Consider the following 16,243-nt stretch of genomic DNA (forward strand, 5'->3'; position numbering starts at 1 on the left):
TACGCCATCACATCCCGGAGATCGTTATGGCCCTCAAAAGCTTCCATGCGCGGCTTCACGGCATCTATCAGTTGGTCTACTGGTAGCCCCTGCCCGCGCATGCTGTCCAGCCCAGCGTTCGCTTCAGCGATCAACGCACTCAGCTTGGCCGCCGCAGAAGACTCCCCGGACCGTCCCGCTACCTGAGCGGACTCACCAGCAGACGAAGCCCCTCCCGCGCCCAACAGCGCAGCCCGCGACTTGCGCTGATTCTCCCTCCACTTACGACCGCGTTTCGCGACCACGGCACGCAATCGCTTAGCCTCCTCCGTATGCTCGTCGTACTCCTTCTGCATCGGCGCGATACGCTGCTGCAGCTTCTTCAGCTGCTCCTTCAGCTGCTTCTCCCGCTGCGTCCGCAAATCCGCATCCGCCCACCCCGGCGGCTCCTCCAACGAAGCCTGTTCAGCCTTAAGCAGCTCCAGCGACTTCTCCAACGAAGCCTGTCTAGCTTTAAGCGGCTCCAGCGACTTCTCCAACTCCGAAATCTTCGCACGCCGCGCCGCCGTCCTGTCGGCCCGACGCTTGTTGGAACGTACATTCCGCAGTCTCCTCCTTTCCTGCGCCGTCTCGATCCGCTTGTCCGGCCGATTGGTCACCCCGGCCGGGTGTCCCTCCACATTGGGCGGTACAGCAGCCGACGAAGATCCCGGCGCACCGCCGCCCGCGCCATCCTCAACCGGCAAATCATGCGCTACAGCAACGAGATCCTCCCCCAAATCCGACGGCGACACCATAATCCCCGCCGGAATCTCCTCAATACCCGAACCCAACACCTGCCCAGACACAGACGAAGGAACCCGCTCCGGCGCCTCTGACCGTTGCTCATCGGAATCGCGACCGTTGTTACCATCAGCGAACTCCGGCTGCATGTCCTCATCGGTCTCCGCCCGCGCATCGTCAGCGGACGGCGTCGGCATGTCCCCATCCTGCTCCGGACTCGCGACCGTACTGCCAGCCGTCATCGCTGCCGAAATTTCAGCCAGCTCCCCCCACAACGCGTCGACAGACTTCTCGCGTTCACTCGGTGGCAAATCAGGAGACAACGTGCTCAAGTAATCGGCCATCACGTTCACGAATTCCGGATTGGAATTCAGGGGCCACCCCAACTTCTCAGACGCGTCCTCCAAGAAACGGAGCTCGGATTCATCACCCAGCTTCTTCAACCGCTCTGCGGCCGCACCGCTCCATTCCCCCAGTTTCTCCGATCCCGCAACGCGCCCCTCGGCAGCCGAAATCTCAGCCAACACCCGCACCCGTTCGACAGCGGCATTGTCCGGCAAACCACTCAGCGCCTTGCCCACCGCCACGCGCCGGTAATACATCTGTTGCTCTTTAGACCCATCCTCGTCCCGTCCAGGGGCCGGGGCCACCGTGGCGGAAAGCAGGGCGTGGGCAGCACTCGGGTCCGCGCCGCCGGTTGTGTCACCATCCAGGTAACGGACCAGTTTCCACCGCGACTCCTGCAACTGCTGATCACTCTGCGGGTTCGTCATCAACTGCTGCGACTGCTGCTCATCCCGCAGGTTCTTCAGTTTCTTCAGCAACTCGTGTGCCATCGCATCCCGGAAGGACGGCGACTTCTTAAGAGACCCCAAGACCGTCTCCGCCGGACCATACAACCCGTCCACGGCCTCTTGACCTTGTTCGTCGGCCAACTGCCGCAACGCCTGACCGGCCTCCTCGAATGCCTGCCGTATCGAGCTAACCTGAGAAATAATGCGCAGCGCTGGATCAGCATCGACCCCGCGCACCATCAGGGCAGCAACGGCCCCAGCCTCCGCCGGGTTCGCAGCACGATCTGCCTGCCAACGCGCCTCTCCCGCTCTCACCCCCTCGATCGCGTCGTGAGGCACACCACTCACCACCACGCCAAGGTCACCCAGGTCACGGGCCAGGTAATCGGCCATTTCCCCCCGCACCGCCTCAGCACCGCGCGCGTCGCCCGGATGCTCACCCAACCAGTGCGCCAGCACAACCCGGAACCGCGCCGATACCCTCAACGGCCCCAAAATCCCGTCCGCATCAGCCAACAACCGGTCCACAGCATCACGACCCACGATCCCGGCCCACTCACGCAACTGCGCCTCGGCCCGCCCATATCGCTCGCCCCAGTCCCGCACCGCCAACTCACGTAGTTCTTGATACAACTGCGGGTCCTTCACCACCCGCTCACGTAGTTCTTCATGCAACTCCACGATGCTCTTGCCATTCTCCGGAGGACTCAGCATGTAGTGCGCCATCACATGCCGCAGTCCTGCATGGACCCCAAGAGCTCCCATGCCCGGCTTCACCGCATCGATCAGACCGTCTACGCCTACATCCACCCCGCCTACGGGAACTTCTCGCCCCTCATCGCGCATCCTCTGCAACCCAGCCTCCGCGTCAGCGATCAACTCGCTCAGCCTGGCCGCCGCAGAAGACTCCCCTGAGCCGTCCGCCTTATCCACCACTTGCGTCTCCGGCGGATCCTCCACTTGCGGCTCCCACGGATCCTCCTCTCCCCTCAAGCCTTGAAGCCGCGCCAGCAGCTGGTCCCTCTCGAGCTGTTCTCTCTCGTCGAAGACGCTCCTGGCGTCATCGGTCGCCGCATTTCCCGGCACATCCTCGGTGGACTCCGGCTGCATGTCCCTAACCGGCCCCTGCTCCGGCCCCGCGCCCTCAATCACGCCCGATACCACGCCCCTCAGATGCTGCAGTCGCTTCAGGAACTGCTGCGCATCCGCTATCCGATCCTCCTGACCTGCATTTTTCAGCAGCCGATGCGCGATCGCATCCCGCAATTCATGATCATCAACCGGTATTTCCCTGAAGTGCTGGTCGACCTCATAGACCACAACATCATGGTTTTGACCGGGCAGAACGTGCAGCTTCGCTAACGTGCCGCCTGCTTCCTTGAAAACCTTCTGAAGTTCCCGGTTCGCGTTCTCTCGGCGCAGCACCCGAACAGCATCGGCAGCCTCCTTTGCCCGCCTGCGGATCTCGGCGTCAGCGACCCCCCTTATAGCCAACCACTGCGCGATCTTGGGTTCATATTCGTCCCGCCGGTCAGTGCTTGTCTCCGCCTCCGCCAAAACCTTCCGCAGAGACCCCACCGCATCTTGCAAATCGCGGATCGCAAAAACGGTGGCACCCCAGGTCCGACCTCTGCAGAACCATTCCCCCAAACCTTCGTAGGAGTAGAATTCGCGACGCAGGTCCTCAAGTGCCACATTTCTCAGCACCTCGTTGAGATCCCCATAGTCCCTCAACCCACTCAGCGCCTTGCCAATCATCACGCGCCGGTTATACACCCACATTGCTGCTTTAGTTCGATCGCCGCTAAGCAACGGCCCCATCCCGACGGAAAGCAAGTCGTCGGCCGTATCCGTATCCGGTTTCGCACCGCCGCTCAGGTCACCAGCCAGGTAACGGACCAGTTTAAACCGCAACTCCTGCAACTGCTGATCATCCCGCGGTTTCTTCAGCAACTCGCGTGCCATCACATCCCGGAAGGGCTTCACCTCCTTAAGAGGCCCCAAAGCCTGGTCCGCCTGATCATACAAAAGGTCCACGGCATCTTGAGGTTCGGCGCGGGTCAACTGCCGCAACTCCTGAGCGGCATCCTCGAATTCGCGCTGTATCGAACTAACCTTAGAAGTAACGCGCAGCGCTGGATCATCATCGACCCCGCGCACCGTCGGGGCAGCAGCCTCCGCCGGGTCCGCAGCACGATCTGCCTGCCAACGCGCCTCTTCCGCTTTCGCCTTCTCGAACGCGTCGCGAGTCAAATCACTGACCGCCACGCCAAGGTCAGGGTCGCCACCCAGGTAACCGGCCATTATCCCCCGCACCGCCTGAGCACCGTGCCGGTCACCCGGATGCTCACCCAACCACTGCGCCAGCACAGTCCGGAACCGCAACGACACACTTAACGGCCCCAAGACCACGTCCGCATTAGCCAACAACCTGTCCACAGCATCACGACCCACGATTCCGGCCCAATTCTCCAACTGCGTCGCGGCCCACTCGTATCGTGCTTCCCAGTCCAACTTCTGTAGTTTTCGATCAAACTCCTTGACGTCCTCGTCATCCCTCGGCTGACTCAGCTTGTGATACGCCATCACATCCGGGAGACCGTCACGGACCCCAAGAGCTCCCATGCCCGACTGCTGCTGCTTCACTTTCTCTGCATCGATCAGACCGTCTACGCCTACATCCACCCCGCCTACGTCTCCCCCCTGCCCACCGCGCATCCTCTTCAGCCCAGCGTCCGCGTTAGTGATCAACGCACTCAGCTCGGCCGCCGCAGAAGACTCCCCGGACCGCCCCGCTACCTGATCAGACTTACCAGCAGACGAAGCCCCTCGCGCGCCCAACTGCGCAGCCCGCAACTTACGCTGGTTCTGCCTCCACCTACGATTGGCTTCCACGTTCACGACACGCTGTCGCTTATCATCCGCCTTAAACGCGTCGAGCTCCCTCTGTTCAACCTCAGACAGCGACGCCTTCCCCTCCAACTCCGCAATCCTCGCACGCCGCTCGGCGAAACGTTTCCTTTTCTTCCTTTCATTCGCCGTCCCGCCCGCGGTGTGTTCCGCGGGCCCGGCTCCGGCGTGGATGACCGGTTCGCTGCGCCGCGTACGCAGCCTGTCCGCCAGATCCCGGGAAAACTTCACCACCTGATCCTGGTGATCATCGCCGAGATCGCGGCGCATGGCCTCGACCAGCGCCACCACATCCCTCAGCGGCACGACCGCATCCGCACGAGCCAACCCCGCGACGTCATGCGCGAGCGACACAATCCGCCCCGCCGCGTCCTTTTCGTCGCTGGACAAGTCCAGCTTCCTCGCCTCGACGATCGCGTGGTTCAGTTCCTCCTGCGTCCACTGCCCCACCGGTATCCGACTGGTATCCCGTACCGCGCCCGCCCCATCCGCGGGGAACACCGTTAACTGCGGCTCGCGCCCGGCCGCACCACCGCTGGAGTCCACGACGGACCTGGACGTGTCAGTCTCCGGGCGCGCGGGATCCGCAGGCACATCAACGGCCGATGCCTCGCTCCTCAGATGCTGCAGCCACTCCAGGAACTGGTGCGCATCCCCTATCCGATCCTCCTGACCTGCATTCGTCAGCAGCCGATGCGCGACCGCATCCCACAATTCCTGATCCTCAACCGGTATTATTCCCAGGAAGTGCCGGTAGACCTCATCGACCACATCATGATTTTGATCGGGCAGAACGAGCAGCTCCATTAACGTGCCGCCTGCTTCCGCGAAAACCTTCTGCAATTCCCGGTTCGCGTTCTCTTGGCGCAGCAACCGAACAGCATCGGCGACTTCCGTTGCCCGGCTGCGGATCGCGGTGTCATGGAACCCCCTTATATCCAACCACTCCGCGATCTTGAGTTCATATTCGTCCCGCCGGTCAGTGCTTGTCTCCGCCTCCTCCAAAATCTGCCGCAGAGACCCCACCGCATCTTGCAAATCGCGGATCGCAAAAACGGTCTCGCCCCAGGTCTTAAGTCTGTAGAATCGCTTCGCCAAAGTGGCGAAGGAGTATGCCCCGCGACGCAGGTCCTCAAGTGCCGCATCTCGCAACACTCGGTTGACAGCCTTATCGTCTTGCAACCCGCTCAGCGCCTTGCCAATCGTCAGGCGCCGCAAATGCATCCGCAAGGCTTTAGATCGATTTTCTTCAGGCAACGGCCCCATCCCGGCGGAAAGCAAGTTGTCGGCCGTATCCGGGTCCGCACCGCCGGTCAAGTCACCAGCCAGGTAACGGGCCAGTTCCCACCGCAACTGCCGCAACTGCGGATCATCCTGCGGGTTCGTCATAAACCGCTGCAGCTGCTGATCATTCCGCGGGGTATTCCGCAACTCGTGTGCCATCACATCCCGGAAGGGCTCCGACTCCTTAAGAGGCCCCAAGACCTGGTCCGCCTGATCATACAAACGGTCCACAGCATCTTGATCTTCGGCGTGGGTCCACTGCCGCAACTCCTGACCGGCCTTCTCGAATTTATGCTGTATCGAGCTAATCCGGGAAATAACGTCCAACGCTGGATCATCAGCGACCCCGCGCACCATCGGGGCATCAGCCTCCGCCGGGTTCGCAGCACGATCTTCCTGCCAACGCGCCTCTTCCGCTTTCGCCGTCTCGAACTCGTCGCGAGTCAAACCGCTGACCGCCACGCCAAGGTCAGGGTCGCCGTCCAGGTAACCGGCCATTATCCCCCGCACCGCCTGAGCACCACGACGGTCACCCGGATGCTCACCCAACCACTTCGCCAGCACAGTCCGGAACCGCAACGACACACTTAGCGGCCCCAAGACCCCGTCCGCATCGGCCAACAACCTGTCCACAGCATCACGACCCACGATCCCGGCCCACTTATCCAACCGCGTCGCGTCCCGCTCGTACCATTCATCCCAGTCCCGCACCGCCTTCAACCCATGTAGTTTTCGCTCGAACTCTCGGGGGTCCACTTGATTCCCCGGATTTTTCAGCATGTGATACGCCATCACATCCCGGAGACCGTTATGGCCCTCAAAAGCTTCCATGCGCGGCTTCACTGCATCCATCAGTTGGTCTACTGGTAGCCCCTGCCCGCGCATGCTCTCCAGCCCAGCGTTCGCTTCAGCGATCAACGCACTCAGCTTGTCCGCCGCAGAAGACTCCCCGGACCGCCCCGGGCCCGACCGCGCAGCCTGCGACCTACCCTGCTTCTCCCTCCACTTACGACTGCGTTTCGCGTCCAACGCGCGCAATCGCTTAGCCTCCTCCGTATGCTCGTTGTACTCCTTCTGCATCGGCGCGATACGCTGCTGCTGCAGCTCCTTCAGCTGCTGCATTGACGCGATACTCTGCTGCAGCTCCTCCAGCCGCTTCTCCCGCTGCGTCCGCAAATCCGCATCCGCCGCATCCGCCCACCCCGGCGGCTCCTCCAACGAAGCCTGTTCAGCCTTAAGCAGCTCCAGCGACTCCTCCAACGAAGCCTGTTCAGCCTTAAGCGCCTCCAGCGACTCCTCCAACTCCGCAATCTTCGCACGCTGCGCCGCCGTCCTGTCGGCCCGACGCTGGTTGGAACGTAAATTCCGCGTTTTCTTCCTTTCCTTAGCCGTCTCGGGCGGGCGTCCTCGCTTGCCCGTCTGCTTGGTCGGCAAACCACGCGCTACATCAACGAGATCCTCCCTCAAATCCGACGGCGACACCATAATCCCCGCCGGAATCTCCTCAACACCCGAACCCAACACCTGCCCAGACACAGACGAAGGAACCCGCTCCATCGACTCTGGCCGTTGCTCACCGAAGTCGCGATCGTTGTTATCCTCAGCGAACTCCGACTGCATGTCCTCATCGGTCTCCGCCCGCGCATCGTCAGCGACCGGCGTCGGCATGCCCCCATCCTGCTCCGGATTCGCGACCGTACTGCCAGCCGTTATCGCTGCCGAAATTTCGGCCAGCTTTCCCCGAAACGCGTCGACAGACTTCTCGCGTTCACTCGGTGGCAAATCAGGAGACAACGTGCTCAAGTAATCGGCCATCACGATCACGAATTCCGGATTAGAATTCAGGGGCAACCCCAACTTCTTAGACGCGTCCTCCAAGAAACGGACCTCGTCTTCATCAGTCAGGTTATTCAACCGCGATGTGGCCGCCTTCCTCAATTCCCCCAGTTCCTTCAACGCCACAGTGCCAGGGTCAACAGTCGCGGTAACAACAGCCCGCCCACCAGCAGACGAAGCGTCTTCCCCACCAGACGATCCCGCAACGCGCCCCTGATCCTCCGGCAATCCACCGGAGCCTTGCGGCTCCCACGGATCCTCGTCTCCCCTCAAGTCATGAAGCCGCGCCAGCAGCCGATCCCTTTCGAGCTGTGCTCTCCCGCCGAAGACGCTCTCGGCGTCACCGGTCGCCGCATTTCCCGACACATCCTCGATAGACTCCGGCTGCGCCCGCAATCGATGATCACCAACCTGTATTCCCCCGAAGTGCCGGGAGTCGACCTCACTGGCCACATCACGATTTTGACCGGGCAGAACGTGCAGCCGCTCGAACGTGCCGCCTTCTTCCCTCGGCGATTCCCGGTTCGCGTTCTCTCGCAGCAACCGAACGGCATCTTCGGCTTCCCTTGCCCGGCCGCGGATCACGGCGTGATCGAATTCCCTTATATCCAACCACCCCTCGATCTTGCGTTCATATCCCTTCCGCAGGTCAGAGTTTGCCTCCGCCTCCTCCAAAACCTGTCGCAGAGACCCCACCGCATCTTGCAAATCGCGGATCGCAAAAACGGTGGCGCCCCAGTGCCGAGATCTGTAGAACCGCTCCCCCAAAGTGTCGCGGGTGTATTTCCCGCGACGCAGGTCCTCAAGTGCCGCATCTCGCAGCACCCCACTGAGAGCCCCATCGTCCTGCAACCCACTCAGCGCCCCACCAATCGTCAGGCGGCGGTTATTAATCTGAACGAGTTTAGATCGTTCAGACAACGGCCCCATCCCGGCGGAAAGCAAGTTGTCGGCCGCATCCGTATCCGTATCCGGTTCCGCTCCGCCGCTCAGGTCACCAGCCAGGTAACGGACCAGTTTAAACCGCAACTCCTGCAACTGCTGATCACTCTGCGGGTCCGTCATCAACCGCTGCAACTGCTGATCATCCCGCCGTTTCTTCAGCAACTCGTGTGCCATCACATCCCGGAAGGACTTCGACTCCTTAAGAGGCCCCAAGACCTTCTCCACCGGACCATACAAACGGTTCACGGCATCTTGACCTTCGGCGCGGGCCAACTGTCGCAACGCCTGAGCGGCATCCTCGAATTCGCGCTGTATCGAACTAACCTTAGAAATAACGCGCAGCGCTGGATCATCATCGACCCCGCGCACCGTCGGGGCAGCAGCCTCCGCCGGATTCGCAGCACGATCTGCCTGCCAACGCGCCTCTTCCGCTTTCGCGTTCTTGAACGCGACGCGAGTTAAACCACTCACCGCCATGCCAAGGTCAGGATTCCTGGCCAGGTAAGCGACCATTTCCACTCGCAGGTTCTGAGCCCCGTGCCGGTCACCCGGATGCTCACCCAACCACTGCGCCAGCACAGTCCGGAACCGATTTGACCTCCTCAGCGGCCCCAAAATCCCGTCCGCATTAGCCAACAACCGGTTTACAGCATCACGACCCACGATCCTGGCCCACTTATCCAACTGCGTCGCGGCCCACTCGTATCGTTCACCCCAGTCCAACTTCTGTAGTTTTCGATCAAACTCCCTGACGTCCTCCGTCGGCTTACTCAGCATGTGATACGCCATCACATCCGGGAGACCGTCACGGACCCCATGAGCTCCCATGCCCGACTGCTGCTGCTTCTGCTTCACTGCATCGATCAGACCGTCTACGCCTACATCCACCCCGCCTACGCGAACTTCTCGCCCCTCATCGCGCATCCTCTTCAGCCCAGCGTCCGCGTTAGTGATCAACGCACTCAGCTCGGCCGCCGCAGAAGACTCCCCGGACCGTCCCGCTACCTGCTTCTTCCTCCACCTACGATGGCGTTCCACGTTCACGGCACGCTGTCGCTTATCCTCCTCCCTAATCGCCTCGAGCTCCTTGTGTTCAGCATTAGGCAGCGGCCTTGGCATCCCCTCCAACTCCGCAATCCTCGCATGCCGATTCTGCCTAGCTTCGATCCTTAGCTGTTTGTCACGTGCAATCTTCCTTTTCTTCCTTTCCGTCCTTTCCTCATCCGTCTCGATCCGGCCTCGCTTGCGCGTCTGCTTGGTCACCTGGGCCGGGGGGTGTCCCTCCGCATTGGGCGGTACGGCATCCGACGAAGATCCCGACGGACCGCCGCCCGCGGTGTGTTCTGCCGGACCGGCTCCGGCGTGGATGACCGGTTTGCTGCGCCGCGTACGCAGCCTGTCCGCCAGTGCCTGGGAAAACTCCACCACCTGGTGATCCTGGTGGTCATCGCCGAGCTCGCGGCGCTTGGCGGCGACCAGCGCCACCACATCCTCCAGCGGCACGACAGCATCCCCACGAGCCAACCCCGCGACGTCATGCGCGAGCCACACAATCTGCCCCGCCGTCTCCTTTTCGTCGCTGGACAGGTCCAGCTTCTGCGCCTGGTCGATCGCGTGGTTCAGTTCCTCCTGCGTCCACTGCCCCACCGGTATCCGACTGGTATCCCGCACCGTGCCCGCCCCAGCACCGGGCGTGGTCGCCGCGGGCTGTACCTCCCCAGCCACCGACCTCTCCTGGACAGACCCCGTCCCGGTAGCCGGTGCCTCACCCCGGGCCACCGTCTTGTCACCGGAGGCCGGGACCGTTGCCGAGGCATCCGCCAGACCGGCCACGCCCCCGCGCCCCCCGGCCAGCACCGCAGCACCAGGCCCGGCCAGCGGCTTGGGACGAGAACCATCCGCGGGGAACACCATGAACCGCGGCTCGCGCCCGGCCTGTCCCGGCATCATCGCGACAACGTTGCGGCCCAAATCCCGCGCCAGTGCCAACCCCTGGTCCCGCGTCACCACCACACCCGCGTTCGGATCGCTGGGGGACGACACCAGCAGCACAGGCCCGCCCGGGAAATCCGCGACACCGTCCGGCATGAAATCCGCCAACCTGCCACCAGCAACCACCTCCGCGGGCACCGGCACCCTCACCGTGTCCGCCGGCAAGCCCGCCAGCAGCACCGCCGGATCCCGATGCAGAGACGGCGCCGCCAGCGACCCCTCCCCCGGCAACGTCACCGAATCCGGCAACACCACCGCCCCGTCCTGGCGATGCGAATCCCCACGCCCCGCAACCGAGTCCACACCGGGATCCCCATCGCGGCCGGTCACCCCACCCGACGCCCCCGGATGCCCCCCGGCCACACCACGACCGGAATCCGCAGCAAACCCGGACCCGACAACCTCCGGGCGCGAGGGATCCCCAGGCACACTATCGGGGCCCACGACAGACCCGGACCCGACAGTCTCCGGACGCGCGGCATCCGCAGGCACACCACCCTCGGGGCCCACGACAGACCCGGGCCTGACAGTCTCCGGGCGCGCGGCATCCGCAGGCACACCACCCTCGGGGCCCACGACAGACCCGGGCCTGACAGTCTCCGGGCGCGCGGCATCCGCGGGCACATCGGAAGCATGTGGGGTCACCGTCGGGGAGTCCGGTGTCTTCGAGGCAGACACCTCCAGCGGCCGCTTCCCGGGCACGGCCTGATCGCCACCGGGATCCGGACTGTACGGCGGTGGTGGTGTGCCCGGCCGGTCCGGACCAACACCCGGTACCCCACCGGAATACGCGGGTGGTGGTGTGCCCGGCCGGTGCTGCCCGGAACCGGGCACCACCGGAACATCACGAGCCGGGGTCCCGCCTGTCACACCGCCATCAGCACCCCGCTTACCGTCCGTGCCGTCCTTACCGTCTGTGCCGCCCACAACAACGGCAGACACCACAGCGGAACCGGGCACCACCAGGTCATCATCAGAAGGCACCGACACCGCAGCCGAATCCACCGACCTGGTATCCGAGAACACAGAGTCCACATCAGACACACTCGAGGAATCCGAGCCGGCCCCGGAATCCGAGCCGGCCCAGCGATCCGATTGCGACGCATCCGAGGAATCGGAGGCATCGGATGGGATGAACGTGCTGTCGTCCTTGTCTGGGGTGCCAGGGATATCCCCTGTCTGCGACCCGGACCCTGCCCCCGGCAGCGGGGCCTTTTCCCCACCGGACCCGCCACCATCGTCGCTGCCGTCCCCGCCCCCGCCGGTGCTCTCGAGGTATGGGCTCGGGCCTTCCGGGTGCAGCTTGCCCCGCAACGCCAAACCCGCCAGGTTGCCCACACCGCTGAACACCGTCTCGAACAAACCCGCCGTCAAACTAAACGGGTTCCAGGTCACCTCCTGGCCCGTGGCCGCCAAATATCCCGCCTCCCCGAAAAACTCCGACAACGCGTTCTCCAACGCCTCCCCCACGCTATGCCCGAACCGCGCCAGCCACATCGCCCCCACCGACATCCCCGCATAGTCATCCAGACTCTTGCCCACCGCGTCCGCGAACTTCGCCATCGCCGACACCGGATACAACTCCGCGTGCTCGGCCACCGCTTTCTTCGCCGCCGCCTCCAGGATCGCCGCGTCCACGTCATCGCCCAGTCCCTTCACCAGCACCTTCGTCAACGCGTTGCTGACCAGACCGCCCACCGCCGACATCGGCAGCGCCACCAACGCCGAGAACGCCCCCATCCCCGCCGCCTGCTCGGTCAGCGTCCCATCCCACTTCTCAGCCGATTTCTCACCCAGCATCTGCACCTGGGCCTGCAGATCCGGCACCACGTTGAAGACCACACCACCAGCCGCCATCATCGCCAACCGCATGAACAACTGCCTCCACCAGCTCGTCAACAAAAACCGCATCACCGCCATCCGCGCCGCCAGCCACGCCAGCGTCGCGCCAGCGGTCGCCCCCGCAAAATACATCGCCCACGCCATCTCCACCGCCAGCAATTGCAAACCATAAATCGTCACCAGCTTCAGATACCGCACCTGCTGCGACGTCTTCCGCACGAACGCCGCTAAATCCAGTAACCCCGCCTGGCCCGAGGACAACAATCCATCAAAAATCCCCAACCCGTCCGCAAACCGGTCCGCCGCTTTCCCCGAAAACTCCGTCCGCACCTTCCCCACCAGCTCCGCCACCAACGCCCGCACCTCGCCCAGCCCCGCCGCACCGGACTCCAACACGTCCGCCACCGCGAACAACGCACCCTCATCCGCATCCGTCATATCCTCACCGGTCAACACCTGAAAAAGCCGCCGCACCCCCTCCGGCACCATGATCGACGAAAACATCACACCCACCCCACCCCAACGCCGCCCCAACCCAAGGCAGCAACGATGTATGCGGGAACCAGCCCTTCCGCCCCGCTGGGAACCAGCCCCGTGACCTGCCGGCGCGGTGACGCGTCAAAGCCCGTTAGCCGGGCGGCCTCAGCCGCCCGGCACCCGAACCACAACACGTCTCTCACAACGAACACACGGCTCCTTCAAGCAGCAAGGTTCACCCCCGCCACTCATATTCATGAAGATGTCACTCTCAACGGATACGCTCGCGAGCGAAAAAGGGGACCTGCAGCACGTATCCGTACTCACGAGCCAAAGCGCATGACACGGAACTCGAACGATGCGGTTTCGATGAGCGGCTGAGCACGCCCGTCCATCGGGTCAAACAGCTGAACACCCTCGGTCTCGTTCACGGCCACCAACAGATGCCCGACGCTCTCCCGACCCCGGGGATCCCTCCTCCGCAGCCACACCAGTGCCTGGGTTCGCGCGGGAAAAGAAGCGATCTCCTCCAGAACCCCGAACCAATGCTCATGAACGCTGCTACCGGCCACAGGTCCAAGCTGAGCCACCATAGGACCGAACCACGCAGCCTGCGCGGGCTCCGGCGGCGGCATCAACCCCGGCTTCCCGGCGTTCCAGTCATCCAGCCACGTCCACGGATCACGGTTGGGCAAACCGAACGGCTCTTCACCGGCCGCTTTCGGGACCACCACAGCAGCATCCAGCATCTGGTCACGCCAGTCGCCACTACGCTGGAAACTCCGGGTGGTACAGGCGAACAACCAGCCACGCTCGGTCTCATCGGCCGGATCAGGACCGACTAGCTCCACCTCGCCGTCATAGCGGTACGCCAGCCACGCCTGCGCCTTCTCGACAGCCCCGGCGAATTCGTCCGCCGCGGCCTCCGACGGCAGCAGCCCGCCGACCGACTCATCTTGCCGGCGGCGGAAACGCGCCACCACAAGCTCAGCCACCTCGGAGTCGTTCTGCTCGGCGACAGTCCCACGTAGACCGTCGAGAAAGACCACAGCGTCATCCGCGTAGTCCGCATACAGCAGGTGACCGGCCAGTTCACGCCCACCGAGCTGACGACGCAACCACACCACGGCCCGAGTCCCCACGCCCCCGTCCACAATGGCCCTGCTCGCATCCGCCCACGTCGAGCAGATCAACACCTCGGCATCGGGGAAATACGCCGCCAGCATCCGATCCCACCAGCCCGGCGTCTCGCCAGCCGGATCCCACGGCAGCGCCGAGGCAGGCCGGCAATTCACCGCGGCATCGGTCGCGATCACACAGTTACGCGCGTTGACCCGCCAACGCCACGCCCCCGGCTCGGGCCGTGACACATTGAGAGCCTCATCCAGCGGGCCGGCATTAGACGCGGGAAACGGATCCGCCCCGTCCCGCGGCACGCAGATCGTCGCCGCCAACATCGGCTCATCAGACTCCACATAGCGGCAACCGAAGAACGCCACCCGCTCCGTCGAGAGGATCGCCTCCTCATCCCTCAGCGCCACACGCTGCCCATAGGTGTCGTGCAACCAGGTGCGCGCCCGCTCCGCGACCTCGTTCATGCCGCTCCACCCCTCACTCGCAAAACCATTTCCAGCGCAGTATGAGCCCCACCACACCCAGTCCCCAAACCCCTTACCCGGCCTTACCCGAACGTCAGGCACCACCTGCCCGCCCGGACTACTGTCTCCCTGGTGGCGTAAACGAGAGATTCCTCTCCGTGACAGCCTCCGACGCCCGACCGGTGACCAGCTCTCGCACAACGCGAAGTACCTGGTGTATGACCAGCACACATGGCGTGTTCCTCGACCTGGACGTCGGCACGGGCGACCACCACGCCGCAGGCCTGGACCCGACCGGAAAAAGCCCACACCGGGCGAGCTCGCGTGCCGTGGCCCGTACACCATCACCGGCTACTACCGGGCGCCCGAACACAACGCGTCAACATTCACCTCGGACGGTTCTACCGCACTGGCGACCTGGTCACCTGGCACGTGCTGGATGGGCGCGCGTACTACGCGATCGACGGCCGGATCAAAGACGCCATCAACCGCGGTGCAGAGAAGATCCATTCCGATGAGGTCGAGGAATTGCTCGTACGTCACCCCGACGTGCGCAACGCCGCGATCGTCGCCATGCCCGAGCGAGTCGAGGTCGTCGAGACCTTGCCGCTGACGAACGTCGGCAAGGTCTCCAAAAAGGATCTGCGGGCGGACATCAAAAAGAAGACCGGGCAATCTTTGGTGCTGATGTTGCCTGGGTGCCGATGGCCACCTTCGCAAACCCGTGAGTGTTTTTGGGTGCCATAGCACCCAATAGCGCTCACGATAGCGCGGATTGCCCTGGTGAGCTGGGGCAGAGAACCAAGGTGCTGTCCCACCAGAGTCAGCACCTACTCATCGACAGCCGACACCCGGAGACGATCGCGGACACGCGCCCCTGGATGGCGCGGCCGCGGTGACCGGCACAGCGATCAGCCGAAGCTTTCCTCGTGCCACCGCCTCACCCCTCACCTCACCTCTCACGCGCTGCCGGACAAGAGCACCCTCGCGGCACTGGCGCTGCGAGGACACCCGCGCATACAACACCACGCCCACAACAGGCGGTACCGATCCACGCCTGCGGCGGACATCCTCCAACTCCGTCACCGAGAACACCCGGCGACCGCGATCCACTGTCCACAAAAGCCGGCAAGCGGGCCCGGCGCTCAGTACAGCTTGCGCAGCACGAGCTGCATTGAGAACTCGACGTGCTCCAGCGCGACTTCAGCCGCCTCGGCCGGCCTGGCACCGACCACGGCATCGATGAGCGCGCCGTGCTGGCGCGAAGAGCGGTTCAGATCCTCCGCGGTGTAGACGGAGGCGACGCGCGCGTTGAAGTGAAACAGCCGCTGTTCGCGAAGGTCCTTCAACAGCCGGCTGTTGCCGGACGCGGCGGTGATCAGATCATGAAAGATGTCGTTCGTCTTGGCCCGTTCCGCGAGCACGGAGGCGTCCTCGGTGGTCATCAGCTCCCGCTGTGCCTCGATCTCCGCGCGCTGCGCATCGCTCGCGTTCAGCGCGGCAAGCCGGGCGGCGTGCGACTCGAGCGCCGCCCGTACGCCGTAGATCTCCACGACCTCCTCGGCGGAGTAGGCGCGCACGACCCACCGGCGGCGCCGCGATTCAGCGAGGCCGTCGGCCGCGAGCCGCTGGATGCTCTCCCGCACGGGGGTCCGGGATACGCCGAGCCGCTCGGCGATCTCGTCCTCCACGAGCGGGGAGCCGGCCAGGATCACGCCGTCGATGATGTCGGCCCGAAGCCTGCGGTAAACCTCTTCGGAAAGCCGGGCGCGGCCTCCGGGGACAGGAGCGCTGGTCGGCATG

Annotated in this window: 4 protein-coding genes (1 of these 4 cut by a window edge); 1 reads left to right on the forward strand and 3 read right to left on the reverse strand. The window is 63.8% G+C overall.

Translation table 11 applies throughout. The annotated features are described in order from the left end of the window. Positions 1-12,869 carry the 5' portion of a DUF8616 domain-containing protein gene (locus ACRXBZ_RS02845; protein WP_433877636.1) on the reverse strand. It extends 19,621 nt beyond the left edge of the window, so the window shows 12,869 of its 32,490 coding nt (coding positions 1-12,869); its start codon is at positions 12,867-12,869; its stop codon lies beyond the left edge, outside the window. A 296-nt stretch (positions 12,870-13,165) separates the two neighbouring features. Further along, positions 13,166-14,440: a YrhB domain-containing protein gene (locus tag ACRXBZ_RS02850; RefSeq protein ID WP_433877637.1), complete on the reverse strand. Its 1,275-nt coding sequence runs from the start codon at positions 14,438-14,440 to the stop codon at positions 13,166-13,168. 432 nt (positions 14,441-14,872) lie between these two features. Between ACRXBZ_RS02850 and ACRXBZ_RS02855 the strand changes: the two genes are divergently transcribed. Continuing rightward, on the forward strand, positions 14,873-15,187 hold the full coding sequence (locus tag ACRXBZ_RS02855) for a hypothetical protein (protein WP_433877638.1): 315 nt from the start codon (positions 14,873-14,875) through the stop codon (positions 15,185-15,187). A 398-nt stretch (positions 15,188-15,585) separates the two neighbouring features. Here ACRXBZ_RS02855 and ACRXBZ_RS02860 read toward each other — a convergent pair whose 3' ends face one another. Further along, positions 15,586-16,242 (reverse strand): GntR family transcriptional regulator, encoded by a 657-nt coding sequence (locus tag ACRXBZ_RS02860; protein ID WP_433877639.1) that lies wholly within the window; start codon positions 16,240-16,242, stop codon positions 15,586-15,588. Position 16,243: the final 1 nt, after the last annotated feature.

It is taken from the genome of Saccharopolyspora hattusasensis (genome assembly GCF_050972075.1).
Lineage (GTDB): Bacteria > Actinomycetota > Actinomycetes > Mycobacteriales > Pseudonocardiaceae > Saccharopolyspora > Saccharopolyspora hattusasensis.

Excerpts from the sequence above, each read along its gene's own strand:
- ACRXBZ_RS02860 (WP_433877639.1), bottom strand. The coding sequence starts at position 16,242 with ATGCCGACCAGCGCTCCTGTCCCCGGAGGCCGCGCCCGGCTTTCCGAA.
- ACRXBZ_RS02850 (WP_433877637.1), bottom strand. The coding sequence starts at position 14,440 with ATGAACGAGGTCGCGGAGCGGGCGCGCACCTGGTTGCACGACACCTAT.